Source organism: Vibrio sp. 1S139, assembly GCF_041439475.1.
Classification (GTDB): domain Bacteria; phylum Pseudomonadota; class Gammaproteobacteria; order Enterobacterales; family Vibrionaceae; genus Vibrio; species Vibrio crassostreae_C.
Window position 1 is genome coordinate 47,136 of record NZ_JBGOOD010000017.1, and the last position, 18,362, is coordinate 65,497.

Sequence of the window (18,362 nt, forward strand, 5' to 3'; positions counted from 1 at the left end):
GGACGAGAACAATGGCCAAAGTTTCACTGGAAAAAGAAAAAATTAAAATTCTACTTCTAGAAGGTCTTCACCCTTCTTCTGTAGAAGTACTGCAAGCCGCTGGTTACACAAACATTGAGTACCACAAAGGCTCGCTACCGGAAGATGAACTTCTTGAAGCAGTAAAAGATGCTCATTTCATTGGTATTCGTTCTCGCACTAATATCTCCCAAGAAGTTATTGATGCAGCTGAAAAGCTGGTTGCCGTCGGTTGTTTCTGTATTGGTACTAACCAAGTCAACCTTCAAGCAGCAGCAAAACGCGGTATCCCTGTGTTCAACGCACCGTTCTCAAACACTCGAAGCGTTGCTGAGCTCGTTCTTGGTCAGGTTCTATTGCTACTACGTGGCATTCCAGAAAAGAACGCGCTTGCACACCGTGGCATCTGGAAAAAGAGTGCCGACAACTCTTACGAAGCCCGTGGTAAGCGTTTAGGTATTATTGGCTACGGTCACATCGGTACTCAACTGGGTATTATTGCTGAAAACCTTGGCATGCGTGTTTACTTCTACGACATTGAAAACAAACTGTCTCTGGGTAACGCAACGCAAGTTCATACCATGACGGAATTACTGAACAAGTGTGACGTAATCTCTTTGCATGTACCTGAAACCAACGAAACAAAAGACATGATGGGTAAAGAAGAGTTCGAGCGCATGAAGCCTGGTTCTATCTTTATCAACGCAGCTCGTGGCACGGTAGTCGATATTCCTGCTCTGTGTGGCGCTCTGGAGTCTGGACACCTTGCAGGTGCGGCTATTGATGTTTTCCCAACAGAACCAAAAACCAATGCAGACCCGTTTGAGTCTCCATTAATGCAGTTCGATAACGTGATCCTAACGCCTCACGTGGGTGGTTCAACTCAAGAAGCACAAGAGAACATTGGTGTTGAAGTTGCTGGTAAGCTAGCGAAATACTCTGATAACGGCTCTACGCTATCAAGTGTTAACTTCCCTGAGGTATCACTACCACTGCATACTGGAACGTCTCGTTTATTACACATTCACGAAAACCGCCCAGGCATCCTAACTCAGATCAACACCATCTTCGCTGAGGAAGGGATCAACATCGCGGGTCAATACCTACAGACTGCGGCTGGTATGGGTTATGTCGTTATCGATGTAGAAGCCGATCGCTCTGAAGAAGCACTGCTTAAACTGAAAGAGATCGAAGGCACAATCCGTGCTCGTCTTCTTCACTAATCATCGCACTCAAAATGCATAAAAAAGGCTCTCATCATGAGAGCCTTTTTAGCATTTGGCCTATCGTAGGTAATTAGGTCGTCATGATCCAAAACCTTCTATAGCACTGTCATTACTCTTCGATCTGGTAGATCACATTCACGCGATCACGAATGGTGATCGTTGAGTCTTCATAAGAGTTCGATTCTGTTCTTGCATCCATCGCCATTGAACGCATGAGTACTGGCTGAGAAGATTGGGCGTTGTAATCCACGCGCCATACATCACCTAACTCGCGCTCAAAACCACTCGCCAATGATTTAGCTTTTGATGTCGCATCTTTAATGGCTTCTAAGCGCGCTTGCTCTTGATACTTAGCTTGGTCGCGAACTTGCAGTTGGATGTTGTCGATCTGATTAATGCCTTCTCCAATCGCAATATCCATGTACTCATTAAGATTAGCTAGCTCAGTCACTTGAACGGTCACATTACGTGAGGCGCGGTAGCCAACCAGTTCCGGTTTGCCATCTTTCGGGTAATGATATTGAGGAGATAAATACAGGTTAGAGCTGTGTACACTCGCCTCATCAACACCAGCTTGATGTAGCTTGTTTAGAAAGCCTGTCACGACTTTATCAACGGTATTTTTAGCCTGTTCAGCAGTCATCGTCGATTCCACGACTCTCACAGAGAATGTCGCCATATCAGGTGTAGCGATCACTTCACCATAGCCTGTCGTTGAAATATGAGGAAAGGATGGAGAGTCAGCCAATGATGGAAAACTCACAGCACTCAACGCCGCAGTAAGAGTAAGAGACGTTGCTAACATCTTTGGTACAAGCTTCATTAGGTATGACCTATGCTAAACAAATGTCCTTTCATCATAGAGCAATTTATCGTTTAGCCAATCCAGAGCACACACTTCTAACAGAACTTTGACGCTGAAAAAACCAACAGTTTACTGAGGTAAGTGATTGTGAGCAAAACTCAATATTGCTTGGGATACCTCTTTTAATACTCCGCTCTCAAGCTGCCAATGGTGCCAATAGATGCGATAAGAGAGCAGAAAGCCAGGGGTAATATCAATCAGAGCACCAGACTCGAGCTCATCGATAATCTGTAATCGGGGGATCAAGCAATAGGCTACACCCGATAATGCCAAGCGCACAAATGCTTCTGAACTGCCGACTGTATGATTGATCACACTGTCTCTCGGGACGTTAAAATGATCATGCAGAAACTTCTTATGCAGATCATCGTATTGATCATAGGAAACCGCAGGTGCTTTGCTTAAGGTGGCGTAGTTTACGCCCTCTGCAAAGTAACGCTGATGAAAGTCAGGGCTAGCCACGCACACATAATCCATCCTACCGAGATAGTCAGCACTGCAGCCAGGAATCGCTTGAGACTCCAAACTGATTGCACCGGCCACCTCGCCACTTTTAATCTTTTCAATGGTTCTCGACTCACCATGAATCGCGAGGTTCAACTCGACTTGGCGAGACTTAATCACATCCGACAAAGCTGGTAGCAACCATGTCGCCAAACTATCAGCGTTGGTGGCTATGGATATCGATAGTGGTTGATTACCCTCTTCATTCATCAACTCAGGCACAAGCTCGTGCTCTAACAAACGAACACGGCGATATAAGCCCAGTAGTTTTTTACCCGCAGGCGTTGGCCTAGGCGGGCTTTCTCTCACCAAGGCTGGCTGAGCCAACCACTTTTCCAGCTGTTTGATGCGTTGAGATACCGCCGACTGGGAGATATATAACTGCTCAGCAGCCCTTTCGAAGCTACGTTGTTTTACTACAGCATCCAGTGCTTCAATCCATTTATAATCCAATCCGCGCATCAATTTGCTTCCTTTTTAAGCTAACTCATCACCACATTAGCAACTCTAATAATGGATTAAAATCATTAATTATACTTATTTAAAGGGTCAGAGTATCTTCGCCATATAGCACGTAAATATCGTTAAATAAGTGGAGGTTAAAATGAGTTTTTGGGTTTTATTACAAGGTTTTGGTCTAGGGGCAAGTATGATTATCCCTATTGGCGCTCAGAATGCGTACGTCCTAAATCAAGGGATAAAACGCAATCATCATTTAACGACAGCAACGATTTGTAGCCTGCTCGATACTCTGTTTATCTCATTAGGCATTTTTGGCGGCGGAGCGATCTTGTCGCAAAATGAATTACTGCTTACCTCAGTGACACTAGGTGGCATCGCTTTTCTGACTGTGTATGGTTTGCTCTCACTACGCAGTGCATTCAAAGTGCGCACCAGTGATGAGTCGAAAGGTGAGATATTAGCGCGTGGCAAGCGCACCGTTATTTTAGGGGCATTGGCAGTAACAGTATTAAACCCACATCTCTATTTGGATACCGTGGTAATTCTTGGATCCATTGGTGGGCAATTTGAAGGCAACGACAGAATTGCATTTGCTATGGGGACTATATTGGCTTCGTTCGTCTGGTTCTATTCTTTGTCATTAGGCGCTGCAAAACTAGGCCCGACGCTATCTAAACCTAAGGTTAAGAAAGGCATTGATATCGCAGTCGCAACCATGATGTTCGCCATAGCAACGGTGCTTACCGATGGACTTATTGAGCAATACTGGTAAATCTATTTAGCTTCATGAAACCAACAAAAAAGGCGGATAACCTAAGTTATCCGCCTTTCCTTATAAAAGCTTATAGTTATAAAAACTAACTAGGAATTAAGCTTCTACTTTATTCATGTGTACATCCATTTGCGGGAATGGAATTTCGATACCCTCGTTATCCAAGCCTTCTTTGATTGCTTGCATCAGGTCGAAATAAACATTCCAGTAGTCAGCAGTGCTAACCCATGGACGAACAACGAAGTTAACTGAAGAATCAGCAAGCGTATGAACACCAACTTGAACGCCAGGTTCTTTCAGTACACGCTCATCAGATTCACAGATCTTAGTCAGTAGCGCTTTTGTCTTCTGAAGATCAGCGTTGTAAGAAACACCAATCATTAGATCAATACGGCGCGTCGCATGACGAGAATAGTTTGTGATTGGGCTGCCGATAACGCTACCGTTAGGTACTACAACCATTTTGTTGTCTGGCGTTGTTAGAACCGTTTGGAAGATTTGAATAGAATCAACTGAACCTGCCACACCACCAATTTCCACATAGTCACCAGACTTAAATGGACGGAATGCAACGATAAGTACACCAGCAGCAAAGTTAGATAGTGAGCCTTGTAGTGCAAGACCAACGGCTAAACCAGCCGCACCAATAACAGCAACTACAGATGCCGTTTGAACACCTAAACGACCAAGTGCAGCAATTAAAACAATCACAAACAACAAGTAACGAACTAAACCATGGACGAACTCCACAACTGCTCGGTCCATTTTCTTCTTCTGAAGAACCTTAGACACGCTATTCGCTACTGCTTTAACAATAAGGTTACCAATAAATAGAATTATCAGTGCTGAAATGATATTTACGCCATATTGGATAAATAAATCTGAATTATTTGTTAACCACTGCTCTGCTTGAGACAAACCATCCACAAGTGGAGTCTCAATCGCTGTCGAACTATCAGCCATAATGTGCATCCTCTATATAATATGCTATGGGCTAAACTGCCTTAAGCCTCATTTACTCTGCAATATAATAAACAGTGTAATTACCGTTAAGTCATTGTGTTAAAAGTAAATTAAAGCCAAGTCCTTTTTATAAACTGAACCAAGTTCAGTTTTTCGGCACGATATCCTATCTTTGACAGATTGCAAAGTCATATTTATGTAAGCTTTTGAATTATTAAAACTTACCGATAAACACAAATACCGATAACTAAAAGACTACGAAATTTATTCACCGCACGCTAGGTTTTTCACATATTTAGTACAAGTTTTTATCAGATATAAAAAAACCCGCTCAATGAGCGGGTTTTTAAAACTTAAAGAGTACTTAATTCAAAGAATTATAGTACGTCTACAGCGTTAAGGTCAGCAAATGCTTTCTCTAGACGAGCAACCATTGAAGCTTGACCAGCACGTAGCCATACGCGTGGATCGTAGTACTTCTTGTTTGGAGCAGCTTCGCCAGTTGGGTTGCCGATTTGACCTTGTAGGAAATCGAAGTTGTCAGCAGAGTACTGACGGATACCGTCCCAAGTTGCCCACTGTGTATCAGTATCGATGTTCATTTTGATAACACCGTAGCCGATAGACTCTTGGATTTCTGCTTCAGAAGAACCAGAACCACCGTGGAATACGAAGTTTAGAGCGTTAGGTGCGATACCGAACTTCTCTGCACAGTATGCTTGAGAGTCACGTAGGATAGTTGGAGTAAGTACAACGTTACCAGCTTGGTAAACACCGTGTACGTTACCGAAAGATGCAGCGATAGTGAAACGTGGGCTAACAGCCATTAGTTTCTCGTAAGCGTATGCTACGTCTTCTGGAGAAGTGTAAAGCTCAGATGCGTCCATATCAGAGTTATCAACGCCGTCTTCTTCACCACCAGTACAACCAAGTTCGATCTCGATTGTCATGTTCATTTTAGCCATGCGCTCTAGGTACTTAGCACATGTTTCGATGTTCTCTTCTAGAGACTCTTCAGAAAGGTCTAGCATGTGAGAAGAGAATAGAGGCTTACCAGTTTGTGCGAAGAACTCTTCACCAGCGTCTAGTAGACCGTCGATCCATGGAAGAAGTTTCTTAGCAGCGTGGTCAGTGTGCAGGATAACTGGAACACCGTAAGCTTCAGCTACAGCGTGTACGTATTTTGCACCAGCTACAGCGCCAAGAACTTGTGCGCCTTGACCTTCAAGTTTAACGCCTTTACCTGCGAAGAATGCAGCGCCGCCGTTAGAGAACTGAACAACTACTGGAGCTTTAACTTTAGCAGCTGCTTCTAGTACTGCGTTTACAGAGTCAGTACCAACAACGTTTACAGCAGGAAGAGCAAATTTGTTTTCTTTTGCTACTTCAAATACTTTCTGTACGTCATCGCCAGAAATCACACCAGGTTTTACAAAATCGAAGATCTTAGACATGGAAATAGTCCTATTTATTCTATCGTTTTAAGATTAAAAAACTTAAGTTTAAAAACTTGCAATCGTTTGCTCACAACTTATGCCATTCTAGCAAAAAAGTGTGATATGCAGCAAACGTTAAAAGGCGAGATTCACATCTCGCCTTTCTAAATCAATTATGCTTTAGCACGCTCTTCAAGCATTGCTACTGCAGGAAGTACTTTACCTTCAACGAATTCAAGGAAAGCGCCACCGCCAGTAGAGATGTAAGAAACGTCAGCTTTGATACCGAACTTATCGATAGCTGCTAGCGTGTCACCACCACCTGCTACAGAGAAACTTGCAGACTCAGCGATTGCTTTAGAGATACCAGCTGTACCCGCTTCGAAGTTCTTGAATTCGAATACGCCTACAGGGCCGTTCCAAAGGATTGTTTTCGCGTTGCCGATGATTTCAGCTAGTGCCGCAGTTGAATCTGGACCAAGGTCGAAGATCATGTCGTCGTCTTGAACTTCAGAAACGTGCTTGATTTCAGCTTCTGCGTTTTCGTCGAATGCTTTAGCACATGCAACGTCAGTTGCTACTGGGATAGCACACTCTTTCATTAGCTTTTGAGCCGTTTCAACTAGGTCAGCTTCGTATAGAGACTTACCTACGTTGTGGCCTTCAGCAGCGATGAATGTGTTCGCGATACCACCACCAACAACAAGCTGGTCAGCAATTTTAGAAAGAGATTCTAGAACGGTTAGTTTAGTAGAAACTTTAGAACCACCAACGATAGCCACTAGTGGGCGAGCTGGGTTGTCCATTGCTTTACCAAGCGCTTCAAGCTCAGCAGCTAGAAGAGGGCCAGCACATGCTACAGGAGCGTAAGTACCAACGCCGTGTGTAGAAGCTTGAGCACGGTGAGCTGTACCGAATGCATCCATTACAAAGATGTCACATAGTGCAGCGTATTGCTTAGAAAGTGCTTCTTCGTTCTTCTTCTCGCCTTTGTTGAAACGAACGTTTTCAAGAACAACAAGTTCACCAGCGTTTAGCTCTAGGCCGTTTACGTAATCTTTAGCTAGTTTAACTTCGCAGTCTAGTGCGTCGTTTAGGTAGTTAACTACAGGAGCTAGAGAGAACTCTTCGTTGTATTCGCCTTCAGTAGGACGACCAAGGTGAGAAGTAACCATTACCTTTGCGCCAGCTTCTAGGCAAAGTTTGATAGTTGGTAGAGATGCAAGGATACGTGCATCTGAAGTTACTTTACCGTCTTTTACTGGTACGTTTAGGTCAGCACGGATAAATACGCGTTTACCTGCAAGTTCCAGGTCAGTCATCTTGATCACAGACATGATTTGTCCTCTCAAATTTAAATAAATATAAAGTTTTGGAAACTCAGCAACCCTGCTAAGCCTATAAATTATTCAACTGGTAATTCTTTCACTACTAATAATATGTGGACTCTTAGTATTTATTTCAAGCTAAAAAATAAATAATCCGCACATTTGCTTCTAGGTCTTACTTCTTGCCTTCAGAAGCTTGCATTGCAAGAACCGTATCCAGCATTCGGTTCGCAAAGCCCCATTCATTATCACACCACACTAGCATTTTAACTAAGTGGCCGTTGCTCACTCGCGTTTGTGAACCATCAACGATTGCGCTATGGGGATCGTGATTAAAGTCGATGGAAACGAGCGGCGCTTCAGTATAGTCAACTATATTGTGTAATGTACACTGGGATGCATTAACAATGGTTTGATTTACGTCATTAACTTTCACATTTGCATTAATTGTGACACTTAAATCCATCGCTGTTACGTTTACCGTCGGCACACGCACAGATATAGCTTCAAATTTGTTGGAAAATTTCGGGAAGATTCTTTCAATACCTTTATGCAACTTGGTATCGACAGGAATGATCGATTGGCTTGCTGCTCGAGTACGACGCAAATCGCTGTGGTACGCATCGATAACTTGTTGATCATTCATTGAAGAGTGAATAGTCGTAATCGTACCGGACTCGATACCAAAGGCGTCATCAAGAACCTTAATGATAGGGACAATACAGTTGGTGGTGCACGAACCATTGGAAACGATTTGGTGGTCCGCTTCGATGGTATCGTGGTTCACACCATAGATAATGGTGTTATCGAGGTCATTGGCACCGGGGTGAGAAAACAGTACCTTTTTCGCCCCTGCAGCAATGTGCGCGAGGCCGTCATCTCGGCAACCATAAACACCGGTACAATCGAGAACGATATCCACCTCAAGGTCACGCCAAGGCAACAGCTCAATATCAGCAAGATGTAAGATACGAATGGTATCAAACTCACCCTTGTCTTCAGCACCAATGCCATGATGGACATAAATGTGCTCTTGATCGTTAGAGATTTTCTTACCGAAGCGGCCGTGACTGGTGTCGTACTGCAATAGGTGAGCCATAGCGTCAGGCTGAGCAAGCTCATTGACCGCTACTACTTTGATTTGTTGGCTTTTGCCACTTTCATAGACAGCGCGCAATACATTACGCCCTATTCGTCCAAATCCATTTATCGCGACTTTTAGCATAGTTCCGTACATCTAACCAAAATTTCGTGCAACAGATGATAACTGAATCCTACCCAAAAGGCATTACTTGAATAACTCAGCTTGTTCATGACAGATTGATCTGTTGCTTATAGAGATGAGTCTAGGAGAAACAAATCCCAGAGACAAAAAACCGAGCTCAGCGCTCGGTTTTTTTATTCATTTCATTGTTAGCACTAAGCTAGCAATCAATGATTAAGCAAGAAGCTCTTTCGCGGTGTTTACTACGTTTTCAGTAGTGAAACCGAACATCTTGAATAGCTCGCCTGCTGGTGCAGATTCGCCGAACGTTGTCATACCGATGATCTTGCCACCGAAACCAACGTACTTGTACCAGAAGTCAGCGATGCCAGCTTCTACTGCGATACGAGCAGTAACGTCAGATGGAAGTACAGACTCACGGTATTCAGCATCTTGCTTGTCGAACGCGTCAGTTGCAGGCATAGATACTACGCGTACTGCTTTACCTTCAGCGGTTAACTGTGCAGCAGCTTCAACAGCAAGCTCAACTTCAGAACCTGTTGCAATGATGATTAGCTCAGGCTTGCCTTCACAATCTTTCAGGATGTAACCACCCTTAGCGATGTTAGCTACTTGCTCAGCATTACGATCTTGTTGTGCAAGGTTTTGACGAGAGAAGATTAAAGATGAAGGACCATCTTTACGCTCAATAGCCAGTTTCCAAGCAACAGCAGACTCAACTTGGTCACATGGGCGCCATGTGCTCATGTTTGGCGTTAGACGTAGAGAAGCGATCTGTTCAACCGGTTGGTGAGTAGGACCATCTTCGCCTAAGCCGATAGAGTCGTGCGTGTAAACTTGGATGTTCTGAACTTTCATCAGAGCAGCCATACGCATTGCGTTACGCGCGTATTCCATGAACATTAGGAACGTTGCGCCGTATGGTACGAAACCACCGTGCAGAGCGATGCCGTTCATGATAGCCGTCATACCGAATTCACGTACACCGTAGTGGATGTAGTTACCAGAGAAGTCAGTTGCTTCAAGAGACTTAGAACCAGACCACATAGTTAGGTTAGAAGGCGCAAGGTCAGCAGAGCCACCCATGAATTCTGGTAGCATTTGACCAAACGCTTCTAATGCGTTTTGAGATGCTTTACGTGAAGCGATGTTTGCTGGGTTAGCTTGAAGATCAGCAATGATTGCGTTTGCTTTCTCTTCCCACTCAGCTGGAAGTTCGCCGTTAGTGCGACGTTTGAATTCTGCTGCTTGCTCAGGGTAAGCCGCTGCGTATGCGTCAAACTTAGCATTCCACGCCGCTTCTTTTGCTGCGCCCGCTTCTTTCGCATTCCACTCAGCTGCGATATCTGCTGGGATTTCGAAAGGACCGTGTTCCCAACCAAGTGCTGCTTTAGTTGCTGTGATTTCATCAGCGCCTAGTGGAGCACCGTGACAGTCATGCGTACCCGCTTTGTTTGGAGAACCAAAACCGATGATAGTTTTAGTACAGATAAGCGTTGGACGAGGATCCGCTTTAGCCGCTTCAATCGCTGCGTTGATAGCATCAGAGTCGTGACCATCTACTGCTGGGATTACGTGCCAACCGTATGCTTCAAAACGCTTAGGTGTATCGTCAGAGAACCAACCTTCAACTTCACCATCGATAGAGATGCCGTTGTCATCCCAGAAAGCAACCAGCTTACCAAGACCTAGCGTACCAGCTAGTGAACATGCTTCGTGAGAGATACCTTCCATCAGACAGCCATCACCCATGAATGCATAAGTGTAGTGGTCTACGATGTCGTGGCCTTCTTTGTTGAACTGTGCAGCCAGTGCTTTCTCTGCCATTGCCATACCAACAGCGTTAGTGATGCCTTGACCTAGAGGACCCGTCGTTGTCTCGATACCAGGAGCGTAACCGTACTCTGGGTGACCAGGAGTCTTAGAGTGCAGTTGACGGAAGTTTTTCAGATCTTCAATTGAAAGCTCGTAGCCTGCAAGGTGAAGCAGAGAGTAAATCAACATTGAACCATGGCCGTTAGACAGGATAAAACGGTCGCGGTCAGCCCACTCTGGGTTTGCTGGGTTGTGGTTCAAGTGGCCACGCCAAAGAACTTCAGCGATGTCAGCCATACCCATAGGTGCGCCTGGGTGGCCTGAATTTGCTTGTTGAACACCGTCCATGCTAAGTGCGCGGATTGCATTGGCTAGATCTTTACGAGAAGGCATGTCTGCTCCTGGATACATAAGCGATTTAAAAAAGAGATAGTGCTAATGTTTTCATTTTAATTAGCGCGGGTATTCTCTCAAACGACTATTGCGACTGCAAACGTTTTACTGGCATTTTAACGGTCATTTTTCGCAATTTTCGAACATTTACATCACTTGGCAGTGGCTTATCTCAATCGATACGCAAACGATTAGTTATGACATATCATAAAAAAGAGCTTGTAATTCGACCGCTGGAATTTAGAATAGCCGTCTAGATGTAGAAACACCTACAAAATATACTGTATTTAATGGCGCGCTTCCTAGCTTGCGACGCCATAAACTATTTACACCAAAAACTAAAAGTGGAGCTCTCATGGCTAAGCACCTATTCACTTCTGAATCTGTTTCAGAAGGCCATCCAGATAAAATTGCAGACCAAATCTCTGATGCTGTTCTTGATGCCATCTTGGAACAAGATCCAAAAGCACGTGTTGCTTGTGAGACTTACGTTAAAACCGGCATGGTTATGGTTGGCGGTGAAGTAACAACGTCTGCATGGGTTGATATCGAAGAAATCACTCGTGAAACAGTACGTGAAATTGGTTACGTTCATTCTGATATGGGCTTTGACGCTGACTCTTGTGCTGTTCTAAACACAATTGGTAAGCAGTCTCCAGACATCAACCAAGGTGTTGATAAAGAAGACCCTAAAGAGCAAGGCGCAGGCGACCAAGGCATCATGTTTGGTTACGCGACTAACGAAACACCAATCCTAATGCCGGCTCCAATTACTTACTCTCACCTTCTTGTTAAGAAGCAAGCTGAAGTACGTAAGAGCGGTAAACTTGACTTCCTTCGCCCTGATGCGAAATCTCAAGTTACGTTCCAATACGACCAAGGTAAAATCGTTGGTATCGACGCTGTTGTTCTTTCGACTCAACACTGCGATTCAGTAACAACACCGGATCTACGTGAAGCAGTAATGGAAGAGATCATCAAACCAGTACTTCCTGCTGAGTGGATCAACAAAGACACTAACTTCTTCATCAACCCAACAGGCCGTTTCGTAATCGGTGGCCCAATGGGTGACTGTGGTCTAACAGGTCGTAAGATCATCGTTGATACCTACGGCGGCGCAGCTCGTCACGGTGGCGGTGCATTCTCTGGTAAAGATCCATCAAAAGTTGACCGTTCTGCAGCTTACGCGGCTCGTTACGTTGCGAAAAACATCGTTGCTGCTGGCATGGCTGACCGTTGTGAGATTCAACTGTCTTACGCTATCGGTGTTGCTGATCCAACATCTATCATGGTTGAAACGTTTGGTACTGAAAAAGTAGCTCACGAAATTATCATTGAAGCAGTTCGTCAAAACTTCGACCTACGTCCATACGGTCTTCAAGAGATGTTGAACCTTCTTCAGCCTATCTACAAGCAGACTGCTGCATACGGCCACTTCGGTCGTGAAGAGTTCCCTTGGGAAGCGACTGACAAAGCAGCAATCCTTGCGGACTTCGCTGGCCTAAAATAATTTAGCCACTGCGATTTGTTTCTTTAAAGCCCTTACTTCTTAGTAAGGGCTTTATTTTTATGTACTTACCTTACTTTCACTCGCCATTCTCTTCTCTAATGCCCTTCTTTACCGTTAACCACTTAGTATAAAAAACCGCTGATAATTTGTGTTTTCTAACACTACTGACAATAGTTAAGGTAACTCCTAAGAGATCAAGCTCACATTTAACTTAAATTAATTCAGCCTGATAACGCTCGTTAAATGCACGCTAGAACAAAAACTGGGATGACAAAGAGCAATTTAGCTCAACACCATAACTCTCACACAAGCCACATCGATGAGCCTTATGGAATTATAACTAGGACGTTATTTAACTAGGGGGATCTATGCCTCGTACCGCGCACCCATCCGAACTGAACGATAAAAAACACAAGGTCAGCGATAAGGATTACGCTCGCACCATTCCTTGTAACCAAATCAGTATTTCCGCACCCTTTCATTGGTTGTCGCTTGCTCTGCATGACTTAGTAAGAATGCCATTAATCAGCGCATTCTACGGTTTGTGCTTTATGGGAGCGGCAATCGCCATTGTTCAGCTTGTCCAATGGCAAGGAACACACTTGGTCGTAATGCCAAGCCTGATCGTGTACATGCTAATAGGGCCGTTTCTTGCTCTGGGCTTGTATGACGCAGCTTGGGAAAGAGAAAAAGGCCACAACGCAAGCCTACTGCACTCGATGAAAGCCATCACTCGCAACTCCACCCACCAATGGGCCTTTGCGATCGTATTGATGGTTGCGATGATATTCTGGATGCGTATCGCTGCGTTATTGCACGCGCTCTACCCTTCAGTGCAAGGCGCACCACTGGCTGAGTTCGCTCCCTTCTTAATTACGGGTTCTGTGATTGGTTTTGTTATCGCAAGCCTCATATTTAGCATCTCAGCATTTTCAATTCCGTTAATGATGGAGAGACGCGTTGATGTGATGAGTGCGATTTTCACTAGCTTTAATGCCGTGAAATCGAACATCCCTGCAATGGTGGTTTGGGCGAGTATTATTTGTGCCGGTATTTTGGTGGGTTTTGCCACCTACGGCATCGGAATGATCGTCACCATGCCGCTACTTGGCTATGCTACATGGCACGCTTATCACGAGATCATTAAGAAAAAACATCACGTGTAAAGCATCGCTAGATCAACAAGCAATGTTATGATTAGGCCTTGGTTTAAACGCTGAGGCCTTTTATTTGGAGTTAACAACGTTTGTCTTACACCCCGCAACAACACCGAGCAAATAAGAAATTGGCCGAATGCCTAGCTATCGCAAATCAACATTTCTCTCGTGAATTTCCACACCCAACTATCACCTTCAAGTTAAGAGGCAAAGCGGCGGGAAAGGCCTACCTTCAGCTCAACGAAATTAAGCTCAACCACGTACTATTTTCTGAAAATGAAGATGCCTTCATCAACGAGGTTGTGCCACATGAACTCGCACACCTGATCACGCATCAGGTTTTCGGACGTGTTAGGCCTCACGGAAACGAGTGGAAATACGTGATGGAAAAAGTATTCAACGTGCCAGCCAGAACAACTCACAGCTTTGAAATCGCGTCAGTTCAAGGGAAAACCTTTGAATATCGATGTGAGTGCACCACTTACCCATTATCAATCAGACGACACAACAAAGTACTTCGGAATCAATCGACCTACCGCTGCCAATTGTGCCAGCAAACCTTAGCTTTCACGGGAACTCAACTAAGCTAGTGACAGGTTGATTTACTCGGTAGAACAAATCTAATAGAGAGATCTAACATTTGAGTGCTAGACTGATGTTTATCATACTTTTATCAGTCTTTTTCTATGCAAAAACTCACCTTCAAAGCATTTGGCCTACCTGTATCTTTTTACTTAACAATAGTATTTGGCCTACTGGTAACCCAAAGCGTTCTCGCCGCACCACCGAGCTCATTTTCCAAAGCAAAAAGAGAAGCGGTGAAGATTTACCTCGACCATCCGACTTCATTTTATTGCGGCTGTGACATTACATGGAAGGACAAAAAGAAAGGCATTCCCGACCTTGATGGCTGTGGCTATCAAGTCCGAAAACAACAAAAGCGGGCGAGTCGAATTGAGTGGGAACACGTGGTTCCAGCTTGGCAATTTGGCCACCAGCGTCAGTGTTGGCAAGATGGTGGGCGCAAGAACTGCACTCGCAATGACAAAATATTCAAATCCATGGAAGCCGACCTTCACAACCTAACTCCGGCCATTGGCGAGGTTAACGGTGATCGCTCCAACTACAACTTCAGTCAGTGGAATGGCATGGATAGTGTGAGCTATGGTCAGTGTGAAATGCAGGTCAACTTCAAGCAGCGTAAAGTTATGCCGCCAGACAGAGCAAAAGGCTCTATCGCGCGTACTTACCTTTACATGAGCCAAGAGTATGGTTTCAAACTATCTAAGCAACAAACCAACCTAATGATGGCGTGGAACAAGCAATTTCCTGTCGACAAGTGGGAATGTACTCGTGATGAGCGAATCTATGCCATCCAAGGTAATCACAACCCATTTGTTTACCCTGCTTGTAAATAACGTCGCTCGTACAATCAACATTCCTAACTATCTCAAACAAGAGTTTCAGAATTGCCCCTGAAACTCTTGCTCTACCCTTGTTTTTTCAACTAAAAGCATCCATGTTAGGCAGAGACAAAATACCCAAATGAACATATTTATAGGTTTACCAGCATGAGAATCCCTCGTATTCATCACCCAGAACGCATTCATCAGTTAGGTTCACTCGCTTTAGGCGAAGATGCCGCGGGTCATGTTGGTCGTGTCCTTCGCATGAAAGAAGACCAAGAAGTCCTTCTATTTGATGGCAGTGGCGCTGAATTCCCTGCGACGATAGCCGAAGTATCAAAGAAAAATGTCACCGTTAATGTTTCTGAACGCATCGAACGCAGCAGCGAATCTCCGTTAGACTTACATTTAGGCCAAGTGATTTCACGTGGCGACAAAATGGAGTTCACGATTCAGAAATCGGTTGAGCTTGGTGTGAACACCATTACCCCTTTAATTTCAGAGCGCTGTGGCGTTAAGCTTGATACAAAACGCTTCGAGAAAAAACTCGCACAGTGGCAAAAGATTGCTATCGCGGCGTGTGAACAGTGTGGCCGCAATACGGTTCCAGTCATTCGCCCTATCATGCAACTTGAAGAGTGGTGTAGCGAACCGAGTGAAGCATTAAAGCTGAACTTACATCCTCGTGCAAAATACTCAATTAATACCCTTCCAGAACCTATCAGTAAGGTACGCCTATTGATCGGCCCTGAAGGTGGCTTGTCGGCTGAAGAAATCGGCATGACAGAACAATACAAATTTGAAGAGACGCTACTCGGCCCACGTGTACTTCGTACCGAAACAGCAGCTCTAACCGCAATTACTGCCTTACAAGTCCGTTTTGGCGATCTAGGCTAGGAGAAAAAAATGATCAAACTTGGCATCGTAATGGATCCAATTTCATCCATTAACATCAAAAAAGACTCTAGCTTTGCCATGATGCTTGAAGCTCAGCGTCGTGGTTACGAAATCCATTACATGGAAATGGATGATCTACATTTAGATCAAGGCGTAGCCATTGCTGACACTAAGGTTGTTGAACTAAAAGAAGATCCAAACGGTTGGTACGAGTTCAAATCAGAACAGACTATCGCGCTATCCGATTTAGATGCGGTACTAATGCGTAAAGATCCTCCGTTTGATACTGAGTACATCTACGCAACTTACATTCTTGAGCGTGCTGAAGAGAACGGCGCACTGATCGTCAACAAACCACAAAGCCTACGTGACTGTAACGAGAAGTTGTTCACGGCATGGTTCCCTGAACTGACACCGACCACCATCGTGACTCGTAAAGCTGAAAAAATTAAAGCGTTCCGAGAAGAACACGGCGACGTGATTCTAAAACCACTTGATGGCATGGGCGGCGCGTCTATCTTCCGTGTGAAAGAAGGCGATCCAAACGTATCAGTTATTATTGAAACCTTGACCAACCACGGTCAGAACTACGCAATGGCACAAACTTTTGTTCCAGACATCAGCAATGGTGATAAGCGTATTCTTGTGGTTGACGGTGAGCCAATGCCTTACTGTCTAGCGCGTATTCCTGCAAAAGGGGAAACTCGAGGTAACCTTGCTGCTGGCGGTACAGGTGAAGCTCGTCCTCTAAGTGAAACAGACTGGGCTATCGCAAGAGCAGTTGCTCCAGCACTGAAAGAGAAAGGCTTAATCTTTGTTGGGCTTGATGTTATCGGCGACAAGCTGACTGAAATTAACGTGACTAGCCCTACTTGTATCCGTGAAATTGAAGCCGCTTTTGATATTTCAGTTACAGGTAAATTAATGGATGCAATTGAGCGTCGCGTTAACGCTAAATAGCCTAAACTAAAGAAAGCCTTAGCTATTCGAAAACACAGAAATATCTAGGCAAAGAACAATGAGCGGCTTTACGCCGCTCTTTTTCCTTTACTGGGAACACACTGGCAGGAGGCTCTATGAATTTAACGAACCACTTTCTGGTTGCTATGCCCGGAATGAAAGACCCATACTTTCAAAATTCGGTGATTTACCTTTGTGAGCACAATGACGAAGGCGCGATGGGTTTGATGATCAACGCCCCTATTGATGTCACTGTCGGTAGCATGCTTAAGCAAGTTGAGGTTGATTCTGATCAGCCAAAACCCAACCAAGCAAGTCTTGATAAGCCTGTATTGAATGGTGGACCGGTCGCAGAAGACCGTGGATTTATTTTGCACAAACCTAAAGGCAGCTATCAATCCAGCATCAACATGACAGATCAAATCTCGGTGACGACTTCAAAAGATATCTTGATGGTGTTGGGCACAGAAGATGAGCCGATGAATTATTTAGTCGCACTTGGGTATGCAGGATGGGAACCGGGACAACTGGAAACCGAACTGACCGAGAACTCATGGTTAACCGTTGAAGCCGATCCGAAGGTCATCTTCGATACACCGATTTCTGACCGCTGGAAAGTCGCCGTGCAGATGTTAGGAATAAATGCGGCTCAGCTTTCAGCAGACGCTGGCCACGCCTAGTTCAAATCAGCTAAATAAAATAAACAGACACTCTCAAACACAGATAAATTTGGAAACCCCATGTCACGAACAATTATGGCATTTGACTACGGTACAAAAAGTATCGGCAGTGCGATAGGACAAGAAATCACGGGCACCGCAAGCCCTCTAAAAGCTTTTAAAGCCAAAGATGGCATCCCAAATTGGGACGATATCGAAAAACAAATTAAGGAGTGGCAGCCGAACCTGATTGTAGTCGGCCTTCCTACCGACCTTCATGGTAAAGACTTAGCAACCATTACACCTAGAGCGAAGAAGTTCGCTAACCGCCTTAAAGGACGATTTGGTGTCGATGTTGAACTACATGATGAAAGACTCTCGACCACAGAAGCAAGGGCCGACCTTTTTGAAATGGGCGGCTACAAAGCACTAAGTAAAGGTAATGTCGATAACCAGTCTGCAGTCGTCATTTTAGAGAGCTGGTTTGAAGCACAATATTCTTAGTTAAAACTAAGCGATTAACATTTGAGCTAATTTATGATCCCACACGAATTTCACGCCGTAGTACCAGTGCAATTCATAATAAGGACGTGGGAGTTCATATGAAAATTTTTCTAGTCATCTTCGCTTCTCTAGCAATCACAGCATGTAGCTCTATGAGCGGAGGCTCAGCAGGTTATACCGGTGAACAATATCCGACAAAAATCAAATTAGAGAAGGAACGAGGATATTCTGGTAACAACAATAGTTACGGCAACCACTAATA

Annotated in this window: 18 protein-coding genes; 11 read left to right on the top strand and 7 right to left on the bottom strand. The window is 44.5% G+C overall.

Annotated features, from left to right (window positions below; translation table 11 throughout):
- Nucleotides 1–11: 11 nt before the first annotated feature.
- Nucleotides 12–1,241, top strand: coding sequence for a phosphoglycerate dehydrogenase (gene serA / locus ACED46_RS08140; protein ID WP_371721226.1), 1,230 nt, complete (start codon nt 12–14; stop codon nt 1,239–1,241).
- Nucleotides 1,242–1,353: 112 nt separating this feature from the next.
- Here the strand turns inward: serA and ACED46_RS08145 are convergent, their stop codons facing one another.
- Together ACED46_RS08145 and ACED46_RS08150 are read right to left on the bottom strand one after the other, a co-directional pair.
- On the bottom strand, nt 1,354–2,067 hold the full coding sequence (locus ACED46_RS08145; RefSeq protein ID WP_017059059.1) for an oxidative stress defense protein: 714 nt from the start codon (nt 2,065–2,067) through the stop codon (nt 1,354–1,356).
- A gap of 111 nt (nt 2,068–2,178) precedes the next feature.
- Complete coding sequence (locus ACED46_RS08150) at nt 2,179–3,075, bottom strand: LysR family transcriptional regulator ArgP (RefSeq protein ID WP_017068706.1); 897 nt, start codon at nt 3,073–3,075, stop codon at nt 2,179–2,181.
- 142 nt (nt 3,076–3,217) lie between these two features.
- Here ACED46_RS08150 and ACED46_RS08155 point away from each other — a divergent pair, with 142 nt between their 5' ends.
- Nucleotides 3,218–3,847, top strand: a complete 630-nt coding sequence (locus tag ACED46_RS08155; protein ID WP_017059061.1) for a LysE/ArgO family amino acid transporter — start codon at nt 3,218–3,220, stop codon at nt 3,845–3,847.
- Between the two features lie 96 nt (nt 3,848–3,943).
- On the opposite strand, the gene mscS is transcribed toward ACED46_RS08155, so the two are convergent.
- From mscS to tkt, 5 genes are all read right to left on the bottom strand, one after another.
- Nucleotides 3,944–4,810: a small-conductance mechanosensitive channel MscS gene (gene mscS, locus ACED46_RS08160; protein WP_017063201.1), complete on the bottom strand. Its 867-nt coding sequence runs from the start codon at nt 4,808–4,810 to the stop codon at nt 3,944–3,946.
- Between the two features lie 377 nt (nt 4,811–5,187).
- A complete protein-coding gene (gene fbaA, locus ACED46_RS08165; RefSeq protein WP_010435694.1) occupies nt 5,188–6,264 on the bottom strand; it encodes a class II fructose-bisphosphate aldolase in 1,077 nt (358 codons plus the stop codon).
- A gap of 155 nt (nt 6,265–6,419) precedes the next feature.
- On the bottom strand, nt 6,420–7,583 hold the full coding sequence (locus tag ACED46_RS08170; RefSeq protein WP_371721227.1) for a phosphoglycerate kinase: 1,164 nt from the start codon (nt 7,581–7,583) through the stop codon (nt 6,420–6,422).
- A 166-nt stretch (nt 7,584–7,749) separates the two neighbouring features.
- Nucleotides 7,750–8,799 carry an erythrose-4-phosphate dehydrogenase gene (epd, locus tag ACED46_RS08175; RefSeq protein WP_032545627.1) on the bottom strand — a complete coding sequence of 350 codons (1,050 nt, stop codon included), beginning with the start codon at nt 8,797–8,799 and terminating at the stop codon, nt 7,750–7,752.
- A gap of 213 nt (nt 8,800–9,012) precedes the next feature.
- Nucleotides 9,013–11,007, bottom strand: coding sequence for a transketolase (gene tkt, locus ACED46_RS08180; protein ID WP_371721228.1), 1,995 nt, complete (start codon nt 11,005–11,007; stop codon nt 9,013–9,015).
- A gap of 355 nt (nt 11,008–11,362) precedes the next feature.
- Here tkt and metK point away from each other — a divergent pair, with 355 nt between their 5' ends.
- From metK to ACED46_RS08225, 9 genes are all read left to right on the top strand, one after another.
- Nucleotides 11,363–12,517, top strand: coding sequence for a methionine adenosyltransferase (metK, locus tag ACED46_RS08185; protein ID WP_017062234.1), 1,155 nt, complete (start codon nt 11,363–11,365; stop codon nt 12,515–12,517).
- 368 nt (nt 12,518–12,885) lie between these two features.
- Nucleotides 12,886–13,683 (top strand): DUF2189 domain-containing protein, encoded by a 798-nt coding sequence (locus tag ACED46_RS08190; RefSeq protein WP_017062235.1) that lies wholly within the window; start codon nt 12,886–12,888, stop codon nt 13,681–13,683.
- 80 nt (nt 13,684–13,763) lie between these two features.
- Nucleotides 13,764–14,264 (top strand): SprT family zinc-dependent metalloprotease, encoded by a 501-nt coding sequence (locus ACED46_RS08195; RefSeq protein ID WP_017062236.1) that lies wholly within the window; start codon nt 13,764–13,766, stop codon nt 14,262–14,264.
- A 96-nt stretch (nt 14,265–14,360) separates the two neighbouring features.
- Nucleotides 14,361–15,092: an endonuclease gene (locus ACED46_RS08200; protein ID WP_371721230.1), complete on the top strand. Its 732-nt coding sequence runs from the start codon at nt 14,361–14,363 to the stop codon at nt 15,090–15,092.
- A gap of 153 nt (nt 15,093–15,245) precedes the next feature.
- Nucleotides 15,246–15,977, top strand: coding sequence for a 16S rRNA (uracil(1498)-N(3))-methyltransferase (gene rsmE, locus ACED46_RS08205; RefSeq protein WP_065584115.1), 732 nt, complete (start codon nt 15,246–15,248; stop codon nt 15,975–15,977).
- Nucleotides 15,978–15,986: 9 nt separating this feature from the next.
- The gene (gene gshB / locus ACED46_RS08210) at nt 15,987–16,937 is read left to right on the top strand and encodes a glutathione synthase (protein ID WP_004735482.1); all 951 of its coding nucleotides are present in this window, start codon (nt 15,987–15,989) and stop codon (nt 16,935–16,937) included.
- 116 nt (nt 16,938–17,053) lie between these two features.
- Nucleotides 17,054–17,617, top strand: a complete 564-nt coding sequence (locus tag ACED46_RS08215; protein ID WP_102333139.1) for a YqgE/AlgH family protein — start codon at nt 17,054–17,056, stop codon at nt 17,615–17,617.
- 60 nt (nt 17,618–17,677) lie between these two features.
- Nucleotides 17,678–18,100, top strand: a complete 423-nt coding sequence (gene ruvX, locus ACED46_RS08220) for a Holliday junction resolvase RuvX (protein ID WP_017062240.1) — start codon at nt 17,678–17,680, stop codon at nt 18,098–18,100.
- Nucleotides 18,101–18,198: 98 nt separating this feature from the next.
- Nucleotides 18,199–18,360 carry a hypothetical protein gene (locus tag ACED46_RS08225; protein ID WP_017090793.1) on the top strand — a complete coding sequence of 54 codons (162 nt, stop codon included), beginning with the start codon at nt 18,199–18,201 and terminating at the stop codon, nt 18,358–18,360.
- Nucleotides 18,361–18,362: the final 2 nt, after the last annotated feature.

Bases quoted from the DNA above. Each gene is read 5' to 3' on its own strand.
- ruvX (WP_017062240.1), top strand. From the start codon at position 17,678: ATGTCACGAACAATTATGGCATTTGACTACGGTACAAAAAGTATCGGC.
- mscS (WP_017063201.1), bottom strand. From the start codon at position 4,810: ATGGCTGATAGTTCGACAGCGATTGAGACTCCACTTGTGGATGGTTTG.
- gshB (WP_004735482.1), top strand. From the start codon at position 15,987: ATGATCAAACTTGGCATCGTAATGGATCCAATTTCATCCATTAACATC.
- epd (WP_032545627.1), bottom strand. From the start codon at position 8,799: ATGCTAAAAGTCGCGATAAATGGATTTGGACGAATAGGGCGTAATGTA.
- metK (WP_017062234.1), top strand. From the start codon at position 11,363: ATGGCTAAGCACCTATTCACTTCTGAATCTGTTTCAGAAGGCCATCCA.
- tkt (WP_371721228.1), bottom strand. From the start codon at position 11,007: ATGCCTTCTCGTAAAGATCTAGCCAATGCAATCCGCGCACTTAGCATG.
- ACED46_RS08225 (WP_017090793.1), top strand. From the start codon at position 18,199: ATGAAAATTTTTCTAGTCATCTTCGCTTCTCTAGCAATCACAGCATGT.
- ACED46_RS08200 (WP_371721230.1), top strand. From the start codon at position 14,361: ATGCAAAAACTCACCTTCAAAGCATTTGGCCTACCTGTATCTTTTTAC.
- ACED46_RS08170 (WP_371721227.1), bottom strand. From the start codon at position 7,583: ATGTCTGTGATCAAGATGACTGACCTGGAACTTGCAGGTAAACGCGTA.
- ACED46_RS08145 (WP_017059059.1), bottom strand. From the start codon at position 2,067: ATGAAGCTTGTACCAAAGATGTTAGCAACGTCTCTTACTCTTACTGCG.
- ACED46_RS08155 (WP_017059061.1), top strand. From the start codon at position 3,218: ATGAGTTTTTGGGTTTTATTACAAGGTTTTGGTCTAGGGGCAAGTATG.
- fbaA (WP_010435694.1), bottom strand. From the start codon at position 6,264: ATGTCTAAGATCTTCGATTTTGTAAAACCTGGTGTGATTTCTGGCGAT.
- rsmE (WP_065584115.1), top strand. From the start codon at position 15,246: ATGAGAATCCCTCGTATTCATCACCCAGAACGCATTCATCAGTTAGGT.
- ACED46_RS08150 (WP_017068706.1), bottom strand. From the start codon at position 3,075: ATGCGCGGATTGGATTATAAATGGATTGAAGCACTGGATGCTGTAGTA.
- ACED46_RS08215 (WP_102333139.1), top strand. From the start codon at position 17,054: ATGAATTTAACGAACCACTTTCTGGTTGCTATGCCCGGAATGAAAGAC.
- serA (WP_371721226.1), top strand. From the start codon at position 12: ATGGCCAAAGTTTCACTGGAAAAAGAAAAAATTAAAATTCTACTTCTA.
- ACED46_RS08190 (WP_017062235.1), top strand. From the start codon at position 12,886: ATGCCTCGTACCGCGCACCCATCCGAACTGAACGATAAAAAACACAAG.